Source organism: Thermococcus sp. 2319x1 (genome assembly GCF_001484685.1).
GTDB lineage: Archaea > Methanobacteriota_B > Thermococci > Thermococcales > Thermococcaceae > Thermococcus_A.
Genome location: NZ_CP012200.1, coordinates 609113 through 627599, shown reverse-complemented (window position 1 = coordinate 627599; position 18487 = coordinate 609113). Strand labels below are relative to the sequence as shown.

At 48.3% G+C, this 18487-nt stretch carries 19 protein-coding genes; 15 read left to right on the top strand and 4 right to left on the bottom strand.

The window, feature by feature from the left end; translation table 11 throughout:
- The first annotated feature begins 15 nt into the window (after positions 1-15).
- The 7 genes from ADU37_RS03550 (at position 16) to glmA (ending at position 9141) form a co-directional block, all read left to right on the top strand.
- The gene (locus tag ADU37_RS03550; RefSeq protein ID WP_082663011.1) at positions 16-1851 is read left to right on the top strand and encodes an ABC transporter substrate-binding protein; all 1836 of its coding nucleotides are present in this window, start codon (positions 16-18) and stop codon (positions 1849-1851) included.
- Between the two features lie 92 nt (positions 1852-1943).
- Complete coding sequence (locus ADU37_RS03545) at positions 1944-2933, top strand: ABC transporter permease (RefSeq protein WP_058947615.1); 990 nt, start codon at positions 1944-1946, stop codon at positions 2931-2933.
- Entirely contained in the window at positions 2934-3857 is a 924-nt protein-coding gene (locus ADU37_RS03540; protein ID WP_058946325.1) for an ABC transporter permease, read from the top strand.
- A complete protein-coding gene (locus ADU37_RS03535) occupies positions 3854-4828 on the top strand; it encodes an ABC transporter ATP-binding protein (RefSeq protein WP_058946324.1) in 975 nt (324 codons plus the stop codon). The genes ADU37_RS03540 and ADU37_RS03535 overlap by 4 nt, the downstream gene beginning before the upstream one ends.
- Positions 4825-5790, top strand: coding sequence for an ABC transporter ATP-binding protein (locus tag ADU37_RS03530; protein ID WP_203226262.1), 966 nt, complete (start codon positions 4825-4827; stop codon positions 5788-5790). The genes ADU37_RS03535 and ADU37_RS03530 overlap by 4 nt, the downstream gene beginning before the upstream one ends.
- Positions 5791-5794: 4 nt before the next feature.
- On the top strand, positions 5795-6775 hold the full coding sequence (gene glmD, locus ADU37_RS03525) for a glucosamine-6-phosphate deaminase (protein WP_058946323.1): 981 nt from the start codon (positions 5795-5797) through the stop codon (positions 6773-6775).
- Between the two features lie 5 nt (positions 6776-6780).
- Positions 6781-9141, top strand: a complete 2361-nt coding sequence (gene glmA / locus ADU37_RS03520; RefSeq protein ID WP_058946322.1) for an exo-beta-D-glucosaminidase — start codon at positions 6781-6783, stop codon at positions 9139-9141.
- 380 nt (positions 9142-9521) lie between these two features.
- Here the strand turns inward: glmA and ADU37_RS11490 are convergent, their stop codons facing one another.
- The gene (locus tag ADU37_RS11490) at positions 9522-9719 is read right to left on the bottom strand and encodes a hypothetical protein (protein WP_058946321.1); all 198 of its coding nucleotides are present in this window, start codon (positions 9717-9719) and stop codon (positions 9522-9524) included.
- A gap of 313 nt (positions 9720-10032) precedes the next feature.
- On the opposite strand from ADU37_RS11490, the gene ADU37_RS11870 reads away from it, so the two are divergent.
- From ADU37_RS11870 to ADU37_RS03490, 6 genes are all read left to right on the top strand, one after another.
- Complete coding sequence (locus ADU37_RS11870; protein ID WP_394325715.1) at positions 10033-10134, top strand: hypothetical protein; 102 nt, start codon at positions 10033-10035, stop codon at positions 10132-10134.
- Positions 10104-10295 carry a hypothetical protein gene (locus ADU37_RS11815; protein WP_343203958.1) on the top strand — a complete coding sequence of 64 codons (192 nt, stop codon included), beginning with the start codon at positions 10104-10106 and terminating at the stop codon, positions 10293-10295. The genes ADU37_RS11870 and ADU37_RS11815 overlap by 31 nt, the downstream gene beginning before the upstream one ends.
- 36 nt (positions 10296-10331) lie before the next feature.
- On the top strand, positions 10332-10454 hold the full coding sequence (locus tag ADU37_RS11810; RefSeq protein WP_343203957.1) for a PIN domain-containing protein: 123 nt from the start codon (positions 10332-10334) through the stop codon (positions 10452-10454).
- A gap of 327 nt (positions 10455-10781) precedes the next feature.
- A complete protein-coding gene (locus ADU37_RS03505) occupies positions 10782-11096 on the top strand; it encodes a hypothetical protein (RefSeq protein ID WP_058946320.1) in 315 nt (104 codons plus the stop codon).
- Positions 11097-11176: 80 nt separating this feature from the next.
- Positions 11177-11800 (top strand): hypothetical protein, encoded by a 624-nt coding sequence (locus ADU37_RS11235; protein WP_144433186.1) that lies wholly within the window; start codon positions 11177-11179, stop codon positions 11798-11800.
- Positions 11801-12281: 481 nt separating this feature from the next.
- Positions 12282-12782, top strand: coding sequence for a hypothetical protein (locus tag ADU37_RS03490; RefSeq protein ID WP_144433184.1), 501 nt, complete (start codon positions 12282-12284; stop codon positions 12780-12782).
- Between the two features lie 10 nt (positions 12783-12792).
- Here ADU37_RS03490 and ileS read toward each other — a convergent pair whose 3' ends face one another.
- Positions 12793-15954 (bottom strand): isoleucine--tRNA ligase, encoded by a 3162-nt coding sequence (ileS, locus tag ADU37_RS03485; RefSeq protein WP_058946316.1) that lies wholly within the window; start codon positions 15952-15954, stop codon positions 12793-12795.
- Between the two features lie 518 nt (positions 15955-16472).
- Between ileS and ADU37_RS03480 the strand changes: the two genes are divergently transcribed.
- On the top strand, positions 16473-16643 hold the full coding sequence (locus tag ADU37_RS03480) for a preprotein translocase subunit Sec61beta (protein WP_058946315.1): 171 nt from the start codon (positions 16473-16475) through the stop codon (positions 16641-16643).
- On the opposite strand, the gene ADU37_RS03475 is transcribed toward ADU37_RS03480, so the two are convergent.
- Positions 16640-17296: a hypothetical protein gene (locus tag ADU37_RS03475; RefSeq protein WP_058946314.1), complete on the bottom strand. Its 657-nt coding sequence runs from the start codon at positions 17294-17296 to the stop codon at positions 16640-16642. The genes ADU37_RS03480 and ADU37_RS03475 overlap by 4 nt on opposite strands.
- Before the next feature lie 70 nt (positions 17297-17366).
- Here ADU37_RS03475 and engB point away from each other — a divergent pair, with 70 nt between their 5' ends.
- Positions 17367-17939: a GTP-binding protein EngB gene (gene engB / locus ADU37_RS03470; protein WP_058946313.1), complete on the top strand. Its 573-nt coding sequence runs from the start codon at positions 17367-17369 to the stop codon at positions 17937-17939.
- Here engB and ADU37_RS03465 read toward each other — a convergent pair.
- The gene (locus ADU37_RS03465; RefSeq protein ID WP_058946312.1) at positions 17911-18375 is read right to left on the bottom strand and encodes an Lrp/AsnC family transcriptional regulator; all 465 of its coding nucleotides are present in this window, start codon (positions 18373-18375) and stop codon (positions 17911-17913) included. The two genes, engB and ADU37_RS03465, sit on opposite strands and share 29 nt — an antisense overlap.
- Between the last annotated feature and the right edge of the window lie 112 nt (positions 18376-18487).

The following is an 18487-nucleotide window of genomic DNA, read 5'->3' as shown; positions in this document are numbered from 1 at the left end:
TACAGGCCCCCCATTATGAACAGGGGGGTCGGGGTGGTGTCTATGAAGAAACTGTTGGGTGCTATAATAGCCCTGGTGGTGTTTGCAAACGTCTTGAGCTCCGGATACGTCCGTGCCGAGGAACTACCGAGGGACGAAACCCTGTACGTGGGTGGTGGCCTTTGGAGCCAGCCAAACAACTTCAACCCGCTGACCCCGTGGGCCGCAGTTACCGGAACTATAGGACTTCTCTACGAGACGATGTTTATTTACGACCCGCTGAACGACAAGCTTGAGCCCTGGCTTGCCGAATCCGGCCAGTGGGTAAGCGACAACACCTACGAAGTGAAGCTCAGGGAGGGCCTTAAGTGGCAGGACGGAAAGCCGCTGACCGCTGATGACGTGAAGTTCACCTTTGACATTGCCAAGGAAAACGGCGGCGTTGGGTGGGCCCCGATATGGGACTGGCTCAGCGAAGTAAAGGTCGTGGACGACAGAACAGTTCAGTTCGTCTTCAGCCAGCCCCACTACGAGGAGTGGACCTACTGGCTGTACAACGTTCCGATAGTTCCAAAGCACATATGGGAGAGCATTGAAGATCCGATTTCCTACGCCAACACCGAAAACCCAGTGGGTTCGGGTATGTACAAGCTTTACAAGACCGACGAGATGAGGGCTATCTGGATTAGGAACGACGACTGGTGGGGAACCAAGGTATTTGGTAAGCCCGCTCCGAAGTACATCGTTTACGTCATAGTCTACAGCAACAACGTTGCTCTCTCGATGCTTGTTAAGGGCGATCTTGACTGGAGCAACTTCTTCATCCCGGGTGTCCCAGATGTCAAGAGCACTTACAACATAGTGACTTGGTACGATGACAAGCCCTATCACCTTCCAGCCAACACCGCGTTCCTCTTCCTGAACACTCAGAAGGAACCCCTCAACAACCCGGACTTTAGAAGGGCACTTGCCTATGCGATAAACCCCGAGGAAATTGCCGCGAGGGCTCAGCAGAATCAGGTTCTGCCTGCTGACCCAACTGGACTCCTACCTGTTCCGGTGTTTGAAAAGATAAAGGCAAAGGACCTTGAGGAGAAGTACGGCTGGAAGTACGATCCCGAGAAGGCTATTCAGATACTCGATAGCCTCGGCTTCAAGGATGTGAACGGCGACGGCTACAGGGAGTTCCCGGACGGTAGTCCAATGAAGTTCGAGATAATAGTCCCATACGGATGGACCGACTGGATGGAGATGATCAGGATCATCAGCGAGCAGCTTGCAGCAGTCGGAATACGCGCGGAGCCCAAGTTCCCGGATTACAGCAAGTACTGGGAGGACCTGACCAAGGGCACTTTTGACATGGCGATCAACAACTTCGGAAGCCAGGTTTACGCCACGCCCTGGCAGTGGTTCAACTGGGTTCTCTACCCGGACGTTACCTCCGTTGGGGAGCCATCCTACTCAGGGAACTGGGGCAGGTACAAGAACGACAGGGTAACCGAGCTCCTTGAGCTAATAAACACCGAGAAGGACGAGAACAAGAAACTCCAGTACTACAGGGAGCTCCAGGAAATAATGCTCAAGGAAGTGCCAGCTATCCCGATAGTTTACAACGGTGCCTGGTTCGAGGCCAGCCCTGCCCACTGGACAAACTGGCCTACCGAGAAGAACCCGTACGCTTATCCGATAAGCTGGAACAACTACTGGCAGATGGGCGGCTTAAAGGTCCTCCTTGGCATAAAGCCCGTTAAGAGCAGCACAACCTCCCAGACAACAACTACTTCATCCAGCGAAGGTGGAGGCATCTGCGGTCCGGCAGTGCTCGTGGGACTTGCAGTCGTCCCGCTTCTCCTCAGAAAGAGGAAGAGGTGACTTTTTGGCATTCCGACATTTTTATTTTTTCTTGGGGCGCATAAAATAATACCACTGGGCTCAAACTGACGGAGGGGAGAGATGTGAGCGGAATAAAGAGGTACCTCACCAGAAAGATTTTGATTTACATACTCACGTTTTTCTTCGCGGTCACCATAGACTGGGCCATCCCGAGGTTCATGCCGGGGGATCCGGTGGCAGTGCTTTTGTCGAGGTTTGCAACCCTGCCGAACGTTGCCGAACACCTTCACTCCTACTTCATTCAGGCCTTCGGTCTGGATAAACCCCTTTGGGAGCAGTACATTTCGTTCTGGAACGCCCTTCTACACGGCGATTTGGGTATAAGCATTTACTACTACCCAAAACCCGTTGCTGAAATCATAAAGAGTGCCCTTCCCTATGATATTGCACTTCTCGTGCCTTCAATTGTCCTCAGCTGGATAGTCGGAAACTGGCTGGGGGCCCTGGCCGGTAAGAACAGGAAGATGGACTCCTACCTAATGCCGGTCTTCTACTTCCTGACAGCTTCACCCTACTTCTGGTTTGCTATAGTCTTAGCTTACCTTCTGGGTGTTAAGCTGGATTTATTCCCGGTTTCAGGGGCGTACAGCTACGGGATAATACCCTCACTGAGCTGGGCGTTTATCAAGGACTTCCTGCACCACTGGACGCTCCCGTTCCTGAGCCTCTTCCTCGTCCAGCTTGGAGGCTGGGCGATAGGAATGAGGAACATGATAATCTATGAGATAGAGGCGGACTACGCGCACTACCTTGAGGCCCTGGGTTCCTCGGAGAGGCTTATACTCAAGCACGCCTTCAGAAACGCAATGCTCCCACAGGTCACTGGACTTGCACTCCAGCTCGGTCTCATCGTTGCAGGTGCACTGACCACGGAGGTCGTATTCTCTTATCCGGGAATTGGTTACGTACTGATGCAGGGCATACTCAACCAGGATTACTTCCTCATACAGGGCTGCTTCCTGATGATAATCCTGAACGTCCTCGTTGCCAACTTCGTGATAGACCTCCTGTACGTTGTCATAGATCCGAGGGTCAAGTACTCCTACACGGGGGGAGAGTGAATGAAGGGGAACACTCTGCGGATCGCACTAAAAAACAACAAGTTCAAGATAGGGGTTGTCATAGTGGGCTTCTTCATTATTTTTGCTCTGATAGGCCCCATGTTCTCTAAATTTGACCCACTCGGCTATTACGTTATTAAAATCGGGGATAGGTCGGTAACCAAAGCTTCAATCGCCAACCTTCCGCCCGGGGAGATGGGGGAGATATTCACCCCTCAAGGGGTCGTTAGGGTCAAGCACTACCTTGGGACTGACAGCTTTGGAAGGGACCTTTACAGCCAGCTCGTCCACGGTCTGAGGAGCTCACTGTTCGTGGGTCTCGTCGGAGGCAACCTTGCCACGCTAATTGGCCTTGTCATCGGCTTCGTGGCAGGCTACAAGGGCGGCTGGGTGGACGAGATACTCATGATGTTGACCAACATACTGCTCGTCATCCCGACCCTAGCCCTGCTTATCATCATAGCAGCTTACGTGACCTACAGGGGCATCCTGATAGAGGGCATAATCATCGGCCTGACAGCCTGGCCTTGGACCGCAAGAGCCGTGAGAGCACAGACCCTCTCACTGAAGAACAGGGAGTTCGTGGCGCTGGCCAAGATAGCGGGTATGAGGGACCTGGCCATAATCTTCGGGGAGATAATGCCCAACATGGTCTCCTACGTCTTCATGGTCTTCATCCTCCAGTTCGGTGGTGCAATACTGGCAGCTGTTGGCCTCGACTTCATAGGTCTCGGTCCCACGAGGGGAATATCCCTCGGAATCATCCTTCAGAATGCAGTGCTGTGGAACGCAATACAGCTTGGCTATTGGTGGTGGGCAATACCGCCTGGACTCGTCATAGCCCTCCTGATAACAGGTCTCTACTTCATAAACACGGGACTTGACGAGGTTTTCAATCCGAGGCTTAGGAGGGGTGGTGAATGAAGAGAATTCTCGATGTGAGAAACCTTAAAATCTACTACAAGACTCCTGTGGGTTATGTTAAGGCTGTTGATGGTGTGTCCTTTGACGTTAGGGAGGGTGAGGTTTTCGGGATAGCGGGGGAGAGTGGGTGTGGTAAATCCACTCTCGTTCACTCCTTCATACTTCGCAAGCCTCCGATGACTCACATGGGTGGAGACGCAATATTCAAGGGAAAGGATCTCATGAAGCTCAGCAAAGAGGAAGAGCGCAAGATAAAGTACAATGAGCTTTCAATAGTTCCCCAGTATGCTATGAACGCCCTAAACCCTACCAAAAAAATCAAGGATATTGTTTGGGATTTGGCGAGGGAGCATGGGGAAACGAACGGGGGGGAGGTTGAGAAACTCCTCAGGGAGAGGCTTAGGATGGTTAAACTCAGTGAGAAAGTCGCTGACATGTACCCGGTGGAGCTAAGTGGTGGGATGAGGCAGAGGGCAACGATGGTTGTTTCAACGCTATTGAACCCGGACTTGCTCATTGCTGACGAGATTACTTCAGCGCTTGACGTTACAACGCAAAGGGTTGTTCTCGAGCTCCTCCATTACTTCATGAAGGAAGAAATCGTTAAGTCCATAATCTTCGTGACTCATGATCTGGCTCTCCTTGACAAGATAGCGGATAGGGTTATGGTTCTCTACGCGGGTAAGGTGGTTGAGATTGGTCCGACTGAGGAGGTCATTAATTCTCCAGCGCACCCGTACACTTCAATGCTCATCGAAGCCCTTCCAAAGATTGGTGTGCACTACAAGCAGACTAAGCTGAAGGGTATTCCCGGCTATCCTATAAGCCTTCTCAACCCGCCTGAAGGCTGTAGGTTTTACCCGCGGTGTCCTTACGCGATGGAGCACTGTCCGAGGGTTGAGCCGAAGGTGGTCAGTGTGGAGGATGATCATTTGGTTGCTTGTCATCTTTACGGGGGTGATGAGGAATGAGTGAGCCTTTGGTTAGGGTTGAGCACTTGACTAAGGTTTTCACTTCGGGTTTCATTGGGGGTTTTCAGGTTAGGGCTGTGGATGATGTTAGTTTCAACATTGGGGAGGGTGAAATTATTTCCCTGGTTGGGGAGAGTGGTAGTGGAAAAACGACCATCGGAAAGCTCATCTTGAGGCTTTTAACTCCAACGTCGGGTAGGATTCTCTTCAGGGGGGAGGATATCAGTGAGTTTAGCGGGAGTAGGCTGAGGAAGTATTACTACAAGCAGGTTCAGGCGGTCTTTCAGGATCCTTTCGCGAGTTTTAACCCGTTGTATCCTGTGGATAGGACGTTCGACTTGGTTTTCAGTAATTTTTTCCCCAATATGAATGGGGAGGAGCGGGAGGATTTGATGGTTAAGTCTTTGGAGAGTGTTGGTCTTAATCCCGATGAGGTTCTTGGTAAGTATCCTCACCAGCTCAGTGGGGGGCAGTTGCAGCGTGTTTTAATAGCTAGGGCTTTACTCATCGAGCCCTCACTCCTAGTGGCGGATGAGGCGGTTTCGATGCTTGATGCAAGCACGAGGATTGATGTTTTGAATCTTTTGGGTGAGGTGAGGGATAGGCTTGGGACTTCAGTGCTTTTCGTTACGCATGATCTTGCCTTGGGGTACTACATCAGTGATACGACGTTGATCATGTACAGGGGGCGCTTGGTGGAGTTTGGTGATACTGAGAGGGTTTTCAAGAATCCTTTGCACCCGTACACTAAAATGCTTTTGGAGAGTGTGCCTGACTTGAATGTTAAGTGGGAGTTCAGGGGTGAGGTTCGGCCTGAGGAAGAGGAAGGTGTTTACGAGATAGTTGGGTGTAATTACACTCCGCGCTGCCCGCTGGCCACTGAGAAGTGCTGGAGGGTTAGGCCTGAAGTAGTTGAATTCGAGAAAAACCACTGGGTCGCATGCTATAACGTTGGAGGGTGAGGGGATGCACAAGACGATCAAGGAAATCAGAAGGATTCCGAAAGGAATTCTTGAGGCTCAGAAGGCTTTTGAAAGGTTTGCTAATCTATACGAATTCAAGATACCCGGTGAAGTTCTCTTTACGGGTTGTGGTTCCTCTTACTTTCTGTCGCAGTTGCTGGCCATGATAACCACACACCTGGGGGGCAGGGGAATTGCCCTCCCTTGCTCCGAACTTCTTTATTCCCGCGAATACTATCCTTTGGGAACCCCTCAGCTCCTCGTTTCAATCTCGCGTTCTGGGGAGACTACCGAGGCGATAATGGCCATTGAGGCACTAAACATCCCCAAGCTTGCCCTCACAGCCTACGAGAGCACGCTCTCAAGAATGGCAGACTATGCTCTGATCGTTCCTACTCATGAGGAGAGCATTGTGATGACTCACTCCTTCCCGGCTTTCTACTTTGCCTACCTCCAGCTCCTTCTGAAATCGTGGGGTAGGGAGACTTATAACGCCCTTGAAATCTCACAGCTCACGGAAGAGGTACTCAAAGCAGAGCCATACATCAGGAATCTCGTGGATTCCTTTGACTTCAGGAACGTCATATTCCTCGGTTCGGGGATCCTCTACCCAGTAGCCCTCGAAGCAATGCTGAAGATGAAGGAAATGGCGCTCTTCTGGAGCGAGGCATATCATACCTTCGAGGTCAGGCACGGCTTCAAGTCGATAGCAGATGATGGAACACTCGTTGTTTTGCTTACCAATAGGCCCTTTGATTGGCACGAGAAGCTCACAAAGGAGTTCCAGAATCAGGGTGCGAAGGTCTTCACGGTTGCTCCCGAAAACACGGGAGCTGACTATTTCCTGAAGACTCAAGAGCTGGAGGGGGCTATTGCACCAATCGTCTACCTCCCGGTTATCCAGCTCTTGGCCTACTACAAAGCGGTTCAAATGGGCCTCAATCCCGATAATCCGCGCTTCCTGAGCAAGGTTGTAAAGTGGTGATGGGAATGGGAAAGGTTGAGTTTAGCGGCAAGAGATACATCATCGATGGAGAGCCCGTTACGATAGCGGGGGGAACGCTTCAGTTCTTCAGGGTTCCGGCAAACACATGGAGGGAGAGGCTCTTAAAGATGAAAGAAGCTGGCCTCAACACGGTTGACACCTACGTCGCCTGGAACTGGCACGAACCTGAGAGGGGGAGCTTTGATTTCACGGGTGAAACTCACCCACAGAGGGATTTGGTCGGCTTTCTTGAACTTGCCCAGAATCTTGGCTTCTACGTCATCATAAGGCCCGGCCCCTACATTTGCGGCGAGTGGCGGAACGGCGGCATTCCAGACTGGCTGATAGACGCTCATCCGGAGATTCTGGCCAAAGGGTCGAACGGGCCGCTTCCTAGGGACATCTACTATCCGCCCATCACCTACCTCCATCCCACTTACCTGGAAGCCGTGGAGGAGTGGTACAACGCCGTCTTTCCCGTGATCAGGAAGTACCTCTACACGAACGGGGGGCCGATAATAAGCGTCTCAATCGACGACGAGCCCTCATACTGGGAAACAATCTTCCAGCCCTTTTTAACTGACTACAACGAGGTAATAACGAGGCCCGGAGGACTGTGGGAGAGGTGGCTTGAGGAAAACTACACAATTGAAGACCTCAGGAGGCGCTACAAGGGCGACTTCATGGACTACTCCGAGATAAAGGTGCCGACGAGCTTCTCCGAGCCCTTGCCAAAGCTCCTCGATTGGCACCACTTCAAGCTCTGGATGGTCAACGAGTACGTCCGCTGGATTTACGAGAGGATGGAGAGGGAGTTCGACGTTCCCATAAGCATCCTCGATCCCTACCTCCTCCAGATGGCCTGGAGGCACTTCTTCAACTACATAAGGGAACACAATATGAAGATTCACGTCTGGACCGAGTTCTGGTACTCATTCTACCGCTCTTTCGACTTTAAGGAGGATAAGCTCGGCCACATCTACTACAAGACGGGAATCTACCGCTACCACGTCAGGAAAGCCGGAACACCGCCGCTAAGCATCGAGACCCAGAGCTCGCTCGCCCACACCATCGACCCGACGGAGGCCGAGCTCCTGTACTCCATACTGCCCCCGCTGGGCATACCGAACATCAACTACTACCTCTTCGTCGGTGGGGAGAATCCGAAGGGCTATGAATCTCACAACGGGATCACTTGGGACGTTTACTCGCCAGTTGGTCTTGATGGGTCTGAGAGACCTCACTTCGGAGTCATAAAGGCCCTTTCCGAGACAATGACCTCCGCAGAGGGACTCGCCGATGCCGAGTTGAAGCCCAAAGTTGCGGTCGGCCTATACGAGCCCTATGAACCCCTCAACCTCTGGGGCTACGAAAGCCTTGAGGAAAGCACCGACTTAAACGAGTACCTCCTTGGGGAGAGGGGTCTTTTCACGCTCTTGGCCATGAGCAACACACCCTTTGATGCCGTTGATCTTGAGGATGCCACGGTTGACGAACTCTTGAGTTACAAGCAGCTCTGGGTCTACAGCCTCGATTTCATGTCCAGGGAAGTTCAGGACAAGCTCGTCGAGTTCGTTGCGAGAGGTGGGAACCTCGTTATACTCCCGATGCTCCCGCGCTACGATGAGGACATGGAGCCCTACAGCTCTCTTGCAGACTTCCTCGGCGTTGAAGTTGAGAGGGCGAATGCCAGGAGGAATCCGCGCCTCATTCAGTTTCTAAGCGTATCGGCAGATGGCATAGACAGGATGCTCGTCAGGAACACCGTTCGCGAAGTAAAAGGCGGAGAACCCATAGCTTTCATGGGTGAAAAACCCGTCGGAGCGTTCGTCAGAAAGGGCAGAGGAAGTGCCGTCGTTCTAGGCTTCAGACTCCAGTACTACACGAGCCACCACGACCTCCACAGAAAGTTCGTCTGGAAGCTCAAGGAGCTCCAAGGGGTAAGGGAGGACTTCGAGGTCACAAACCCCGACATGATACTCCTTCCGATGGAGGGGAGCGATTACGCCTACCTAGCCGTTACCAATCCGAGGGGCCACGAGATAAAGGGTAAGATAAATTACCGCGGCCTTGAGATTCCAGTCCTGCTCGATGGCATTGAAATGAGGAAGAGGGGCACCCTCTACCTTCCCTTTGGTGTCAGAAAGGAAGGTGTTGAGATAGTATACGCCACTGCAACACTGGTGAAGTGGGAGGGAGGGATTCTTACATTCAGGAACCACCTCTCCGGCGTCAGCGAAGTGGCCATAAGGGGCAGGAGCAGGGTGAAGGTGAAGGGTGGTAGGATAATTGACGAGGAGAATGGAGAAATCCTAAGGATGGCTGTGGAGCACTCTGGAGAGTACTTCGAGGTAGAACTCCTCTGAGCTTTTCATGTTTCTTCCTCCAAGTCCAGGAATCTCCCCAGTGATACGAGGCCGATTTCATTTAGGTTCAGTTTTATGCCATCCCCTCACATCGATGGACGTGGCCCTGGATTCTATCAGACTTTTGAGCTCTTTTTCTCTTCATTCTACTTCCTCCGGGAGAGCCATTACGACTTCATCTATATCATCCATTGAAAATATGCAGGCAAAAAGCCGCAGAAAACCTTTCTGTCTATTCCGAATCCTCGTCCAGTGCAACCCAGATTTCCGAATCCCTGCTTTTTTGGCAGGAAGTTAGCAAGCGCGCGTAGTACTCAAAGGGTTTATCGAGTTCCTTTCCTCTTGCCAATAGGGGTAGATTCCTCTGCGTTGTAGGGGGCTTAACCAACTTCGACGCCTTCAAAGTAGAGGTTATCTATGGGCATTCCAAGATCTTGGTATTCAAACGTTCGCGGTTTCCAGAGCTTTTCATGCATCTGGTCACATAGAAATCTGGTTAGTTCCAGTACAACGTCGTTCATTACCTCGGCGAGAAAGCCCAGCCAGAAAAGGACGACAACGTGAGTGCCCCTCCGCATCAAGCTTTTGGGGTCACCTCAAAAATACGGCGGTTTTTGTACAGGATGAAGAGTGCTAACGTAACGATGGCCAGCTTGAATATCTCGATGTCGAGTTTTAGAGTAAATTTCACCATGCTCTTACAACACTGATTATAATGCATTTCCTAAAAAATTTTCTCTTCGCCTCAGAGTTAACTAGTGGAGAGGAGTTCACAAGGTTATATATTTCGTGCACGCATGCACTTATAGGTGGTGTCCTTGGGAAAGAAGAGCTTTTCGGGACTCCTGAGGGAGCTGATCGGCAAGAAAGAAGGGAAACCTGGATGTGCTCATGATAGCCTTTGGAACAATGAATGAGGATGAGGTCAAAGAGTTTGAGAAGGAAATGAAGGAGGTCGAGGAATGGTTCAACTCCCAGACACCAGCGTCGTGATTGAACTTTTCAAAGGGAACACGAAGGTTTCCACTCAACTTCCTCCCGAGAGGGAGTATGCTCTCCCCTCTATAGTACTCTTTGAGCTCCTCTGCTGCTGGCTTAAGCCCAGACAGAGACTTGTAAACTTTGACAGGGTAAGCGCGGAAGTTGCTGGGTAAATATTCAAAGATTTGGCCTCAAAGGAGCAGAGACCTTTGACGAAGGATTTACTCATAGCAGCAACGGCGATAGCGCACAACATGGCCCTTTTTATCTGCGACGAGGGCTTTGAGAGGTTCAAAGAATACGGGCTTAAGGTGAAAATTTTAGAAAAGTAGTCCCTTGTGTTTCCCATTCGCAGAATGATGAGCCTGGCCTTCCTGAGGTGGTGTGGAGTTGGAATTGAGGAGATATTTCCTTTTTCTAAGCTTCTTTGTCGGGATTGTCTTTCTGGCAATGCTATTTAGCTATGCACTCTCTTTTGCCGGAAAAGCCTTTCCTTTGCGGTTATCCCAGCTTTTCTCTATACCTTAGCCCATGTTTTCTGGGAGAAGTCAGATAAATGGAGAGAGAAATCTGGACTCTTAAAATCCAAGGGTGCAAGATATCTCATCTTTTTCCTTGGCTCGTTTGGGTTCAGTTGTGCTCTTATTCGGGCTTAGTATTTGGTCTTTGCAAAACCTGGAACTTCGTTCGTTTCACTCGTCAAGGTGCTCGGCTTTCTCTTTGCAGTGGGCTCCTTTCTGATGTTCCTCGCCTCGGTGTTTTATAGCAAGAATAAGACTCCTGAGAAAATCACCTACTCCTGGCAGAACTTTCTAAGGGAGCTTTCAACGTCCCTCCTTCTCTTTACAGTTGCATATTCCTCCGAGGTGAGTTTGGAAAAGAGCGTCTCGATGGCGCTTTACGTTTTTGTTTTGGCCAGCTGGTACTATTCCATGATGGCTCACAATGTTCTCGTCGTTTTAGTACGGTTGTAAGTTGAAAATCTTACGAAAAAAAGCGTTAGTTAATACAACTTATAAAAGTAAAACTTATATATTCACACATGTTATCCTAAGTGGCTGGCTGGTTAAGTGGTGACCATGAAGGGGGAAGCAGAGGCTTAGGGATATTGTTGGTGTTTTTGGTTTTAGGAACATTCCTGCTTAACACAGGAAGCCATGTTGCAGGAAACTCCACATCTAAAGTGCCCACGAGTCCTACTAAAGCCCTCTCCTTAGTTTCCAAATGTATAGCACTGCGAAACGCTGATACTAAATATCCCAATAACGTGGGTTCTGCCGCAGATCCGTGGGACAATTGGGATGGTTGTTCTCCTATAGAGGCATCAATGGTTGTTGCATATTATGATTCTCAATTTAGAACTCCCAATCTAAGGGAGGCCATAATTGACATTCTCCATTTCACAATGGGAACAAATAGTAAGGGTGGAACAGAGCCAGATGGCATACTGAAAGGAATTGAAGATTTCTACTGGGAAGCTACAAAACTCTACAGAGAAGGATATCTTGGTGTTCATCCAACCTATGGATATGACGCCAAGAACCACAAATACTACTCAGACTACCAACTGTTCCTGGCGACTAAATGTGAAGTTGACAATAATCATCCCAGTCTTTTGAACGTCTTCTGGGGACTCAGCAATGGTCGGATTGTTGGACACTCGATGACCTTTTGTTGAATATGATGCAAGCATCCCGGCAATATATGTCCACACAACTTGAAAAAATCCTCGGCTGGGTGGGTGAGGATCGGCAACTGGGTGGATGCAATGATAACACAACTGTGAAGCCGATAAAAATGTGCTGGGGTGGAGTATGTCCCTATGTGGCCATAACTGCCAACGGGTGATTCGATTGGGAAAGAGATTCATCACTGGCGTTATTTTTTCCTTTTCTCCATGGTTCTTCTTACACATATCGTTCCACGCGGGAATCCTGAGTGTAAACTCCCGATGAGCAACTTCTCCACCGATTGCCTTTCTTCAGTTCCATACTCCCCTTTCTGGCTCACCACAGCAGTGAGGATTGCTGGGGATAAGTTCGTTTTCTTCTCCGAAGAGTATGTGTATGAAGTTGGGGACAATGAAGTCATTCCCGTATTTTTCAACGGTGAAAAAGCAGCTGGACTAAAGAGCTGGCATCTCACCACAATGTGCGATATTGGGAGAGGAGTGGAGGATAACCCTCCCAAGAGACACAAACAGTTTGGGACATTACGTCCAGTATGAGCATGGGAGCTGTTTGGGGAAGGGTTCCAAACCAGAGAGGGTTGACCTAGGCAGTGTCAGAGCGTTGAGTGGAAGTTTAGAAATTGCCTACTATTTCATCCCACTCTATAAGGGACGCTGGGTCTTTTGGTCGGAACCTATATATGGTGGAGTGGTTTCACCCAATTTAATTGAAGCAAGTTGCTCGTGTTCTCTGGATGATATTGTTGAAAGAATATGTAGGCGCCTTAACTTTACCGCTGTTGAAGACTTTGGAAAATGGCAAAAGAATCCTGTGGAGGTGGTGTTTTCAAGGCTTTATGCGAGGAACGGTGAGTATCTATACATTGAATGCGGGAAAATAGAGGGTCTTGGACTTGCCAGAATACTGATGGTTAGGGGGTCGAAGAATGTTACCATGCCCTACGCCTACCTTGTTGGTGGAAAAGGGTAAAGGGTGAAGATCAAACTCTCTCAATCCCTATCTTCGCCTCAACTTCCGGCCACTCGACAACGTAGCCCTTAGCCTCTTCGAACCTAACGTCAACCGCCCTTGTTTCTCCCTTTATGTAGTCAAGCATCTCTTTGAGGAGCTCTTTGTTTTCCTCAGCTGTTTCAATGTAAACCACTATTCTGTCATTGACATCCAAGTCAAGGTGCTTTCTCATCTCTTGTATCCTTCTGACGAACTCTCTTGCAAGCCCTTCCATCATGAGCTCCCTTGTGAGTGTCTTGTCAACAAATACCTTGCCGTGATCGAATTCTTCTCCTACAAGGAAGTCCGGGAGTTCTTCCTCAACGACAATGTGCTCCCTCTCGATTGTAAACTCCTTGCCTTCTATCTCCACTTTCAGCTTTCCTTGCATGAGCTTCTCATAAAGCTCCCTGTCGTTTTGCTCGTCGATCCATTTTGCAATCAGCTTTGCATCCCCCTTGAAGTGGGGCCCGAGTTTGGCGAAGTTGGGCTTTACCTTTATTTCCCTCTCAACCTTGGCAACCTTGACTTCCTTAGCGTTGAGCTGGTCTTTGAGGAGATAGTTAAGTCTTTCAACGGCTTTCTTTGTTGTTTCGTCCTCGGTCTCTATGAGTATCTGCCTCACAGGATAGCGGAGTTTTATCTTTGCCCTTTGTCTTGCCGCGGAGCCAGCTTCCACTATTTTTCTCACTATCTCCATTTCCCTTTCGAGCTCTTCATCAACCCAGCTCTCGTCCTTCTTAGGCCAGTCCTCGAGGTGTATGCTTTCCTTTCCGCTGAACGGTCTTATAAGGTTCTGATAAATTTCCTCGGTGATGTAGGGCGTAAATGGTGCCATTAATCTAAGCAGAACGTCGAACACCTTCCACAATGTCCAGTAAGCGGCAAGCTTATCTGGGTCGTCTTTCTCAATCCAGAGCCTCTTCCTTATGAGCCTTACATACCACCTGCTCAAGTCCTCTATCACAAAGTACTCTATTGCCCTCGTTGCCCTCGTGAGGTAGAATGTCTCTATTCCGTCTTCCACGGCATCTATTAGAGTGTTGACTCTTGAAAGTATCCACCTGTCCTCCTCCCTAAATGGAAGCTCCTCTGGATTGAGCTTTGTGGGATCAAAGTTGTCCAAGCTCATGTAGGTTGAAGCCAGTATGTAGACGTTCCAGAGGATGTTGAGCATTCTCTTAACCTGTGCAAGCCCCTTCCAGCTGAACCTCAGGTTCTCCCAAGGAGTCGTCGCCCAGAGCATGTAGAACCTAAACGAATCTCTTCCTTCCTTCTGGACAACTTCTTCTGGCCTTATTATGTTTCCAAGGCTCTTGCTCATCTTATCTCCCTTTTCGTCCAAAACGTAGCCATGCATTGCGACCTTCTTGTACGGAACGGTGTCAAACGCAACAACACTTGCCGCCTGCTGGGAGTAGAACCACTTTGTAACCTGATCCTCCCCCTCAACTATGAAATCCGCAGGCCAAAGCCTTTCGAAGAGGTCTTTCCTCCTTGGATAGTCAAGGGAAGCCCAGCTCGCTATTCCACTGTCGAACCACACATCGAGAACGTCTTTGACCCTTTTCATGTCTCCTCCACACTTGGGGCATCTCAGCACTACCGTATCAATCCACGGTTTGTGGAGGTCCACCTCATGAAAGTCCTTCTCTATTGGCTCCTTGCTCATCTCTTTGAGCTCCTCAAAAGAACCCACCACATGGACGTTACCACAGCTCTCACATACCCATATTGGTAATGGTATTCCCCAATACCTCTGTCTTGAGATGCACCAGTCTCCGCTGTTCATGACTCCGTTGTCGTACCTTATCTTTACCCAATCCGGATACCAGGTGACGTTCTTGTCGTTTTCTTCTATTATCTTCTCCTTAACTTTGCTTATCTTGAGGAACCACTGGTCTGTTGCTCTAAATATCAGCGGCGTCTTACAGCGCCAGCAGTGTGGATATTTGTGCTCTATTGTACCGGCTTTCACGAGAAGGCCTTTTTTCTTTAGATACTCAATTATTTCGGGATCAGCATCTTTAACGAACTTGCCCTCCCACTTGCCCTCTACATATCTTCCTTCATCGTCAAGAGGTGAGTAGATTGGCAGGCCATACAGTTTTCCTATCTCAAAGTCTTCTTCACCGTGTCCCGGGGCGGTGTGAACTAATCCGGTGCCTTCACCGAGGGTAACGTGCTCTCCCAATATTACGCAATGGGCCCACTCGTATTTTTCTCTAAACTCCTTCTGCCTTGGATATTCCTCCAAAAACGGGTGCACATACCTTATGCCCTCAAGCTCTTCGCCCTTGAATTCCTCCACGATCTCTCCTTTGGCACCGATTTCATTGAGAACCCTCTCAACTAACCCCTTAGCTATTATCCAGTGCTCTTCTTTTCCATCAAGGAATACCTTCACTTTTGCGTACTCGTATTCAGGGTGAACGGTAACGGCCAAGTTCGCAGGTAAAGTCCATGGTGTGGTTGTCCAGATGAGGAGGTACTCGTTTTCTTTTCCTTCTACCGGGAACTTTACATATATGCTTGGGTCTTCCCTTATCTTGTATTCTCCTCTAACTTCGTGTTCAGCCAAAGCAGTCTCACATCTGGGGCACCAGTGGAGAACCCTCTGATCCTTCTCCAAAAGTCCCTTTTCCCATGCTTTCTTTAAAGTAAACCAAGCTGATTCTATATACTCGTTCTTGATTGTCATATATGGATTATCCCAATCCATCCAAACTCCGAGCATTTTAAACTGCTCTGTCATGATTTTGAGATTGGTCAAAGCGAACTCCCTACACTTCTTTATGAAGTTTTCAACACCAACCTTCTCCTCTATATCCTTTTTGTATTTCAACCCAAGGGCCTGCTCAACTTTAACCTCTATTGGTAGGCCATGCATGTCAAAGCCCGGTTGCCTTCTAACGTTGTAACCCTGCATGGTTCTGAATCTTATCACCATATCCTTGATTATTTTGTTCCATGCAGTGCCCAAGTGTATGGCACCGCTTACATATGGTGGCCCATCAAGAAAATAGTAGTCCGGACCGTTTTCTCTTGCTCTTTTCACCTTGTTGTAGACGTCGTTTTCTTTCCAGAATGCTTCTATTTTTTCCTCCAAGACTTGTGGATCGTACTCCCTCATCTCTGGCTCCTTTATCATCTCAAAAACCTCCTGAAGTTTATAGAATAGACTGAGTTAGCAAAATGGCCAAAGGGATCACGGGCAAAATGCAAAGCGAAGGATAAAACACTCCCCCCTCATGGACATCGGTCAAAATTGTGGGGTTTTATTTATAAACCTTTTGCCAAAACGGGCGTGTTTATGGTAACTTTTATTAGGGTTTTTGCCGAATTTTTCTGGTGATCACATGATCCCAGATGGGATCATGGACTCAAAGACCCCGAAAGCATAGCATTCACAATTCTTGACGTCCCAACAGACCTAAAATCAGAAGGAAAACTGAAAAACCCACCAAAAATCCAAAAAATTCCCAGTAAAAACAATAATAGCAGTACCCCTCTTCAAACAGTACTACAATCTACCCCTCAGAGACATCCAGAACTATGGCATAGACCCTTAAATACTATTTAAGTAACGGGAGGTGAAACTAAACACGCCCTCTTCAACAAAAACTTTTTTATATGCTTATACCCATCTTCTCAACAAGAGGTGATAACATGGCCAAGGAAAAAACAACTCTCCCTCCTACCGGTGCAGGTTTAATGAGGTTCTTTGATGAAGATACAAAGGCAATAAAAATAAGTCCCAAAGGAGCAATAGCGATAGTATTGATATTTGTGGCCGTTGAGATACTGCTCAACGTGTTCGGTCATCAGATATTTGGCTAAAGTAGTGCCTTCTTTAGTCCCCTTGCGTTCAATTCTTCATTTACTATCTTCCTAACTACGTCCTCAATGTAACCCTTGATAAGGGTCTCGACGTCTGCTTTTATCTGGTCTATATCGTGCCTTAACCCTTCTAGGAGCTTTATATATTCTTTCGCCATCTCAAGCTGTCCCTCTTGTTTTATAAGCTGTTCTTTTAGGTGTTCAAAGTCCTCTTTGAGAACCTGAAGCCTCTTTACCTCCCTCGTAAGCTCATCAATCTGCTTGATCAGCCTTGAGTTTTCCTCCTTAAGATCTGCAATAACCTTTTCTTTGTGCTCCAGCTCCTTTACCAGAGCGTTGTACTCTGAAGCTATGTGGTGGAGCCTCTCTATCTCCCTTATTGGTGGAACCTGACCGTTTCCGAGGATTATGACATCCGGACCAACGCTGACAATGTCGGTAGGCTTGATCTTTATCTTTCTTTCACTTGAAAACATGCCGGGCTGGAGTTCACCGCTCTTGCTTATATTTTCGAGGGGCTTGATTTTTAGAATAAAATAGAACTGGTCATGGTCAACTTCCACGTTAATGTCGGTCACATAACCAAGTATCTGTCCATCGGTCAATGAAATAACAAACTTATTAACAAGCTGGTTCCCCTGTTGGTTCTCCATGGCACTCACCTAAGAAAGATTTTTGAGGTTACTCTACTTAAGCCTTTCCGAGGTCAGAAGGTGAGAGTCTATGATAATCTTTGTTGGACGGTCAAATGTCGGGAAAAGCACGCTGATATTTAGGCTTACTGGAAAGTACGTTAAGAGGGGCAAGAGGCCAGGCGTAACGAGAAAACCAATAGAGATAGAATGGAGAGGAAAGACAATAGTTGACATGCCGGGTTTTGGATTTATGAGCGGAGTACCAAAACATGTTCAAGAAAAGATAAAAACTGAAATAGTGCACTTTATAGAAGACAACGCCGACAAAATTGAGCTTGCGGTTTTGGTTGTGGATGGAAAAAGCGCCCTTGAAGTCATTGAGCGGTGGGAGAAGAGGGGGGAAATACCCATCGATGTCGAGTTCTTCCAGTTTCTTCAAGAACTTAACATACCAACCATAGTTGCAGTCAACAAGATGGATAAAGTGAAAAACTTAAATGCAACCATAAACCGCCTTATAGAGAAATTTGGGCTCAGTGGAACATGGGAAGATTACAAAGATGTCTTTCTGCCGATTTCTGCAAAATTTGGGACAAACTTGGACCAGCTTGGAAAATTGATAGAAAAGAAAATCAGAGAATCTCAAGAACAACGTGGGTGACTGTCTCCTTAACTCCATCAAGGGAGGCTATCTCCTCGAGTATCTCGTCAAGTCTTGTTTTATCCGCTTCAACAATAAGGTCTATATCTCCGGTAACCCTGTAAACGCGCTTAACTTTGAGCTTTTTGATTGCATCGTAAACAAATTTTCTCTTCGTTGGTTCAATCCTGACAAAAATGAACACGTCTCCTTTCTTTTCACCCAAAAACTCTAACGCCTTGTCGGTGAGATCTATAAACCCCCTACCCGTTCTTATGTATCCGAGCTCCTTGAGGGTCTTGAGATGGTTGCTTAAAGCCTGTCTTGTTATCCCCAATTCCTCGGCTATTTCATCTTGGGTCTTTTCAACGGTGTGTACCTCTATGGTTTTTCCCTCTTTGTAAAGCTTCTTGAGTAATTCCACTTGTCTTGATGTAAGTGTAGCTTCGGTATTCATTTTTACCACCTCATTTGTTTATTTTACAATCACAAACTACTTGGTTTAATAGTCTAATAAATCTTTTGGTCTTTGTAAATCGATTCCACCGCTTAGTCCCTTGTAGATTTCG

Excerpts from the sequence above, each read along its gene's own strand:
- ADU37_RS03550 (WP_082663011.1), top strand. The coding sequence starts at position 16 with ATGAACAGGGGGGTCGGGGTGGTGTCTATGAAGAAACTGTTGGGTGCT.
- ADU37_RS03540 (WP_058946325.1), top strand. The coding sequence starts at position 2,934 with ATGAAGGGGAACACTCTGCGGATCGCACTAAAAAACAACAAGTTCAAG.
- ADU37_RS03535 (WP_058946324.1), top strand. The coding sequence starts at position 3,854 with ATGAAGAGAATTCTCGATGTGAGAAACCTTAAAATCTACTACAAGACT.
- ADU37_RS03530 (WP_203226262.1), top strand. The coding sequence starts at position 4,825 with ATGAGTGAGCCTTTGGTTAGGGTTGAGCACTTGACTAAGGTTTTCACT.
- glmD (WP_058946323.1), top strand. The coding sequence starts at position 5,795 with ATGCACAAGACGATCAAGGAAATCAGAAGGATTCCGAAAGGAATTCTT.
- glmA (WP_058946322.1), top strand. The coding sequence starts at position 6,781 with ATGGGAAAGGTTGAGTTTAGCGGCAAGAGATACATCATCGATGGAGAG.
- ADU37_RS11490 (WP_058946321.1), bottom strand. The coding sequence starts at position 9,719 with ATGCGGAGGGGCACTCACGTTGTCGTCCTTTTCTGGCTGGGCTTTCTC.
- ADU37_RS11870 (WP_394325715.1), top strand. The coding sequence starts at position 10,033 with ATGATAGCCTTTGGAACAATGAATGAGGATGAGGTCAAAGAGTTTGAG.
- ADU37_RS11815 (WP_343203958.1), top strand. The coding sequence starts at position 10,104 with ATGGTTCAACTCCCAGACACCAGCGTCGTGATTGAACTTTTCAAAGGG.
- ileS (WP_058946316.1), bottom strand. The coding sequence starts at position 15,954 with ATGATAAAGGAGCCAGAGATGAGGGAGTACGATCCACAAGTCTTGGAG.
- ADU37_RS03480 (WP_058946315.1), top strand. The coding sequence starts at position 16,473 with ATGGCCAAGGAAAAAACAACTCTCCCTCCTACCGGTGCAGGTTTAATG.
- ADU37_RS03475 (WP_058946314.1), bottom strand. The coding sequence starts at position 17,296 with ATGGAGAACCAACAGGGGAACCAGCTTGTTAATAAGTTTGTTATTTCA.
- engB (WP_058946313.1), top strand. The coding sequence starts at position 17,367 with ATGATAATCTTTGTTGGACGGTCAAATGTCGGGAAAAGCACGCTGATA.
- ADU37_RS03465 (WP_058946312.1), bottom strand. The coding sequence starts at position 18,375 with ATGAATACCGAAGCTACACTTACATCAAGACAAGTGGAATTACTCAAG.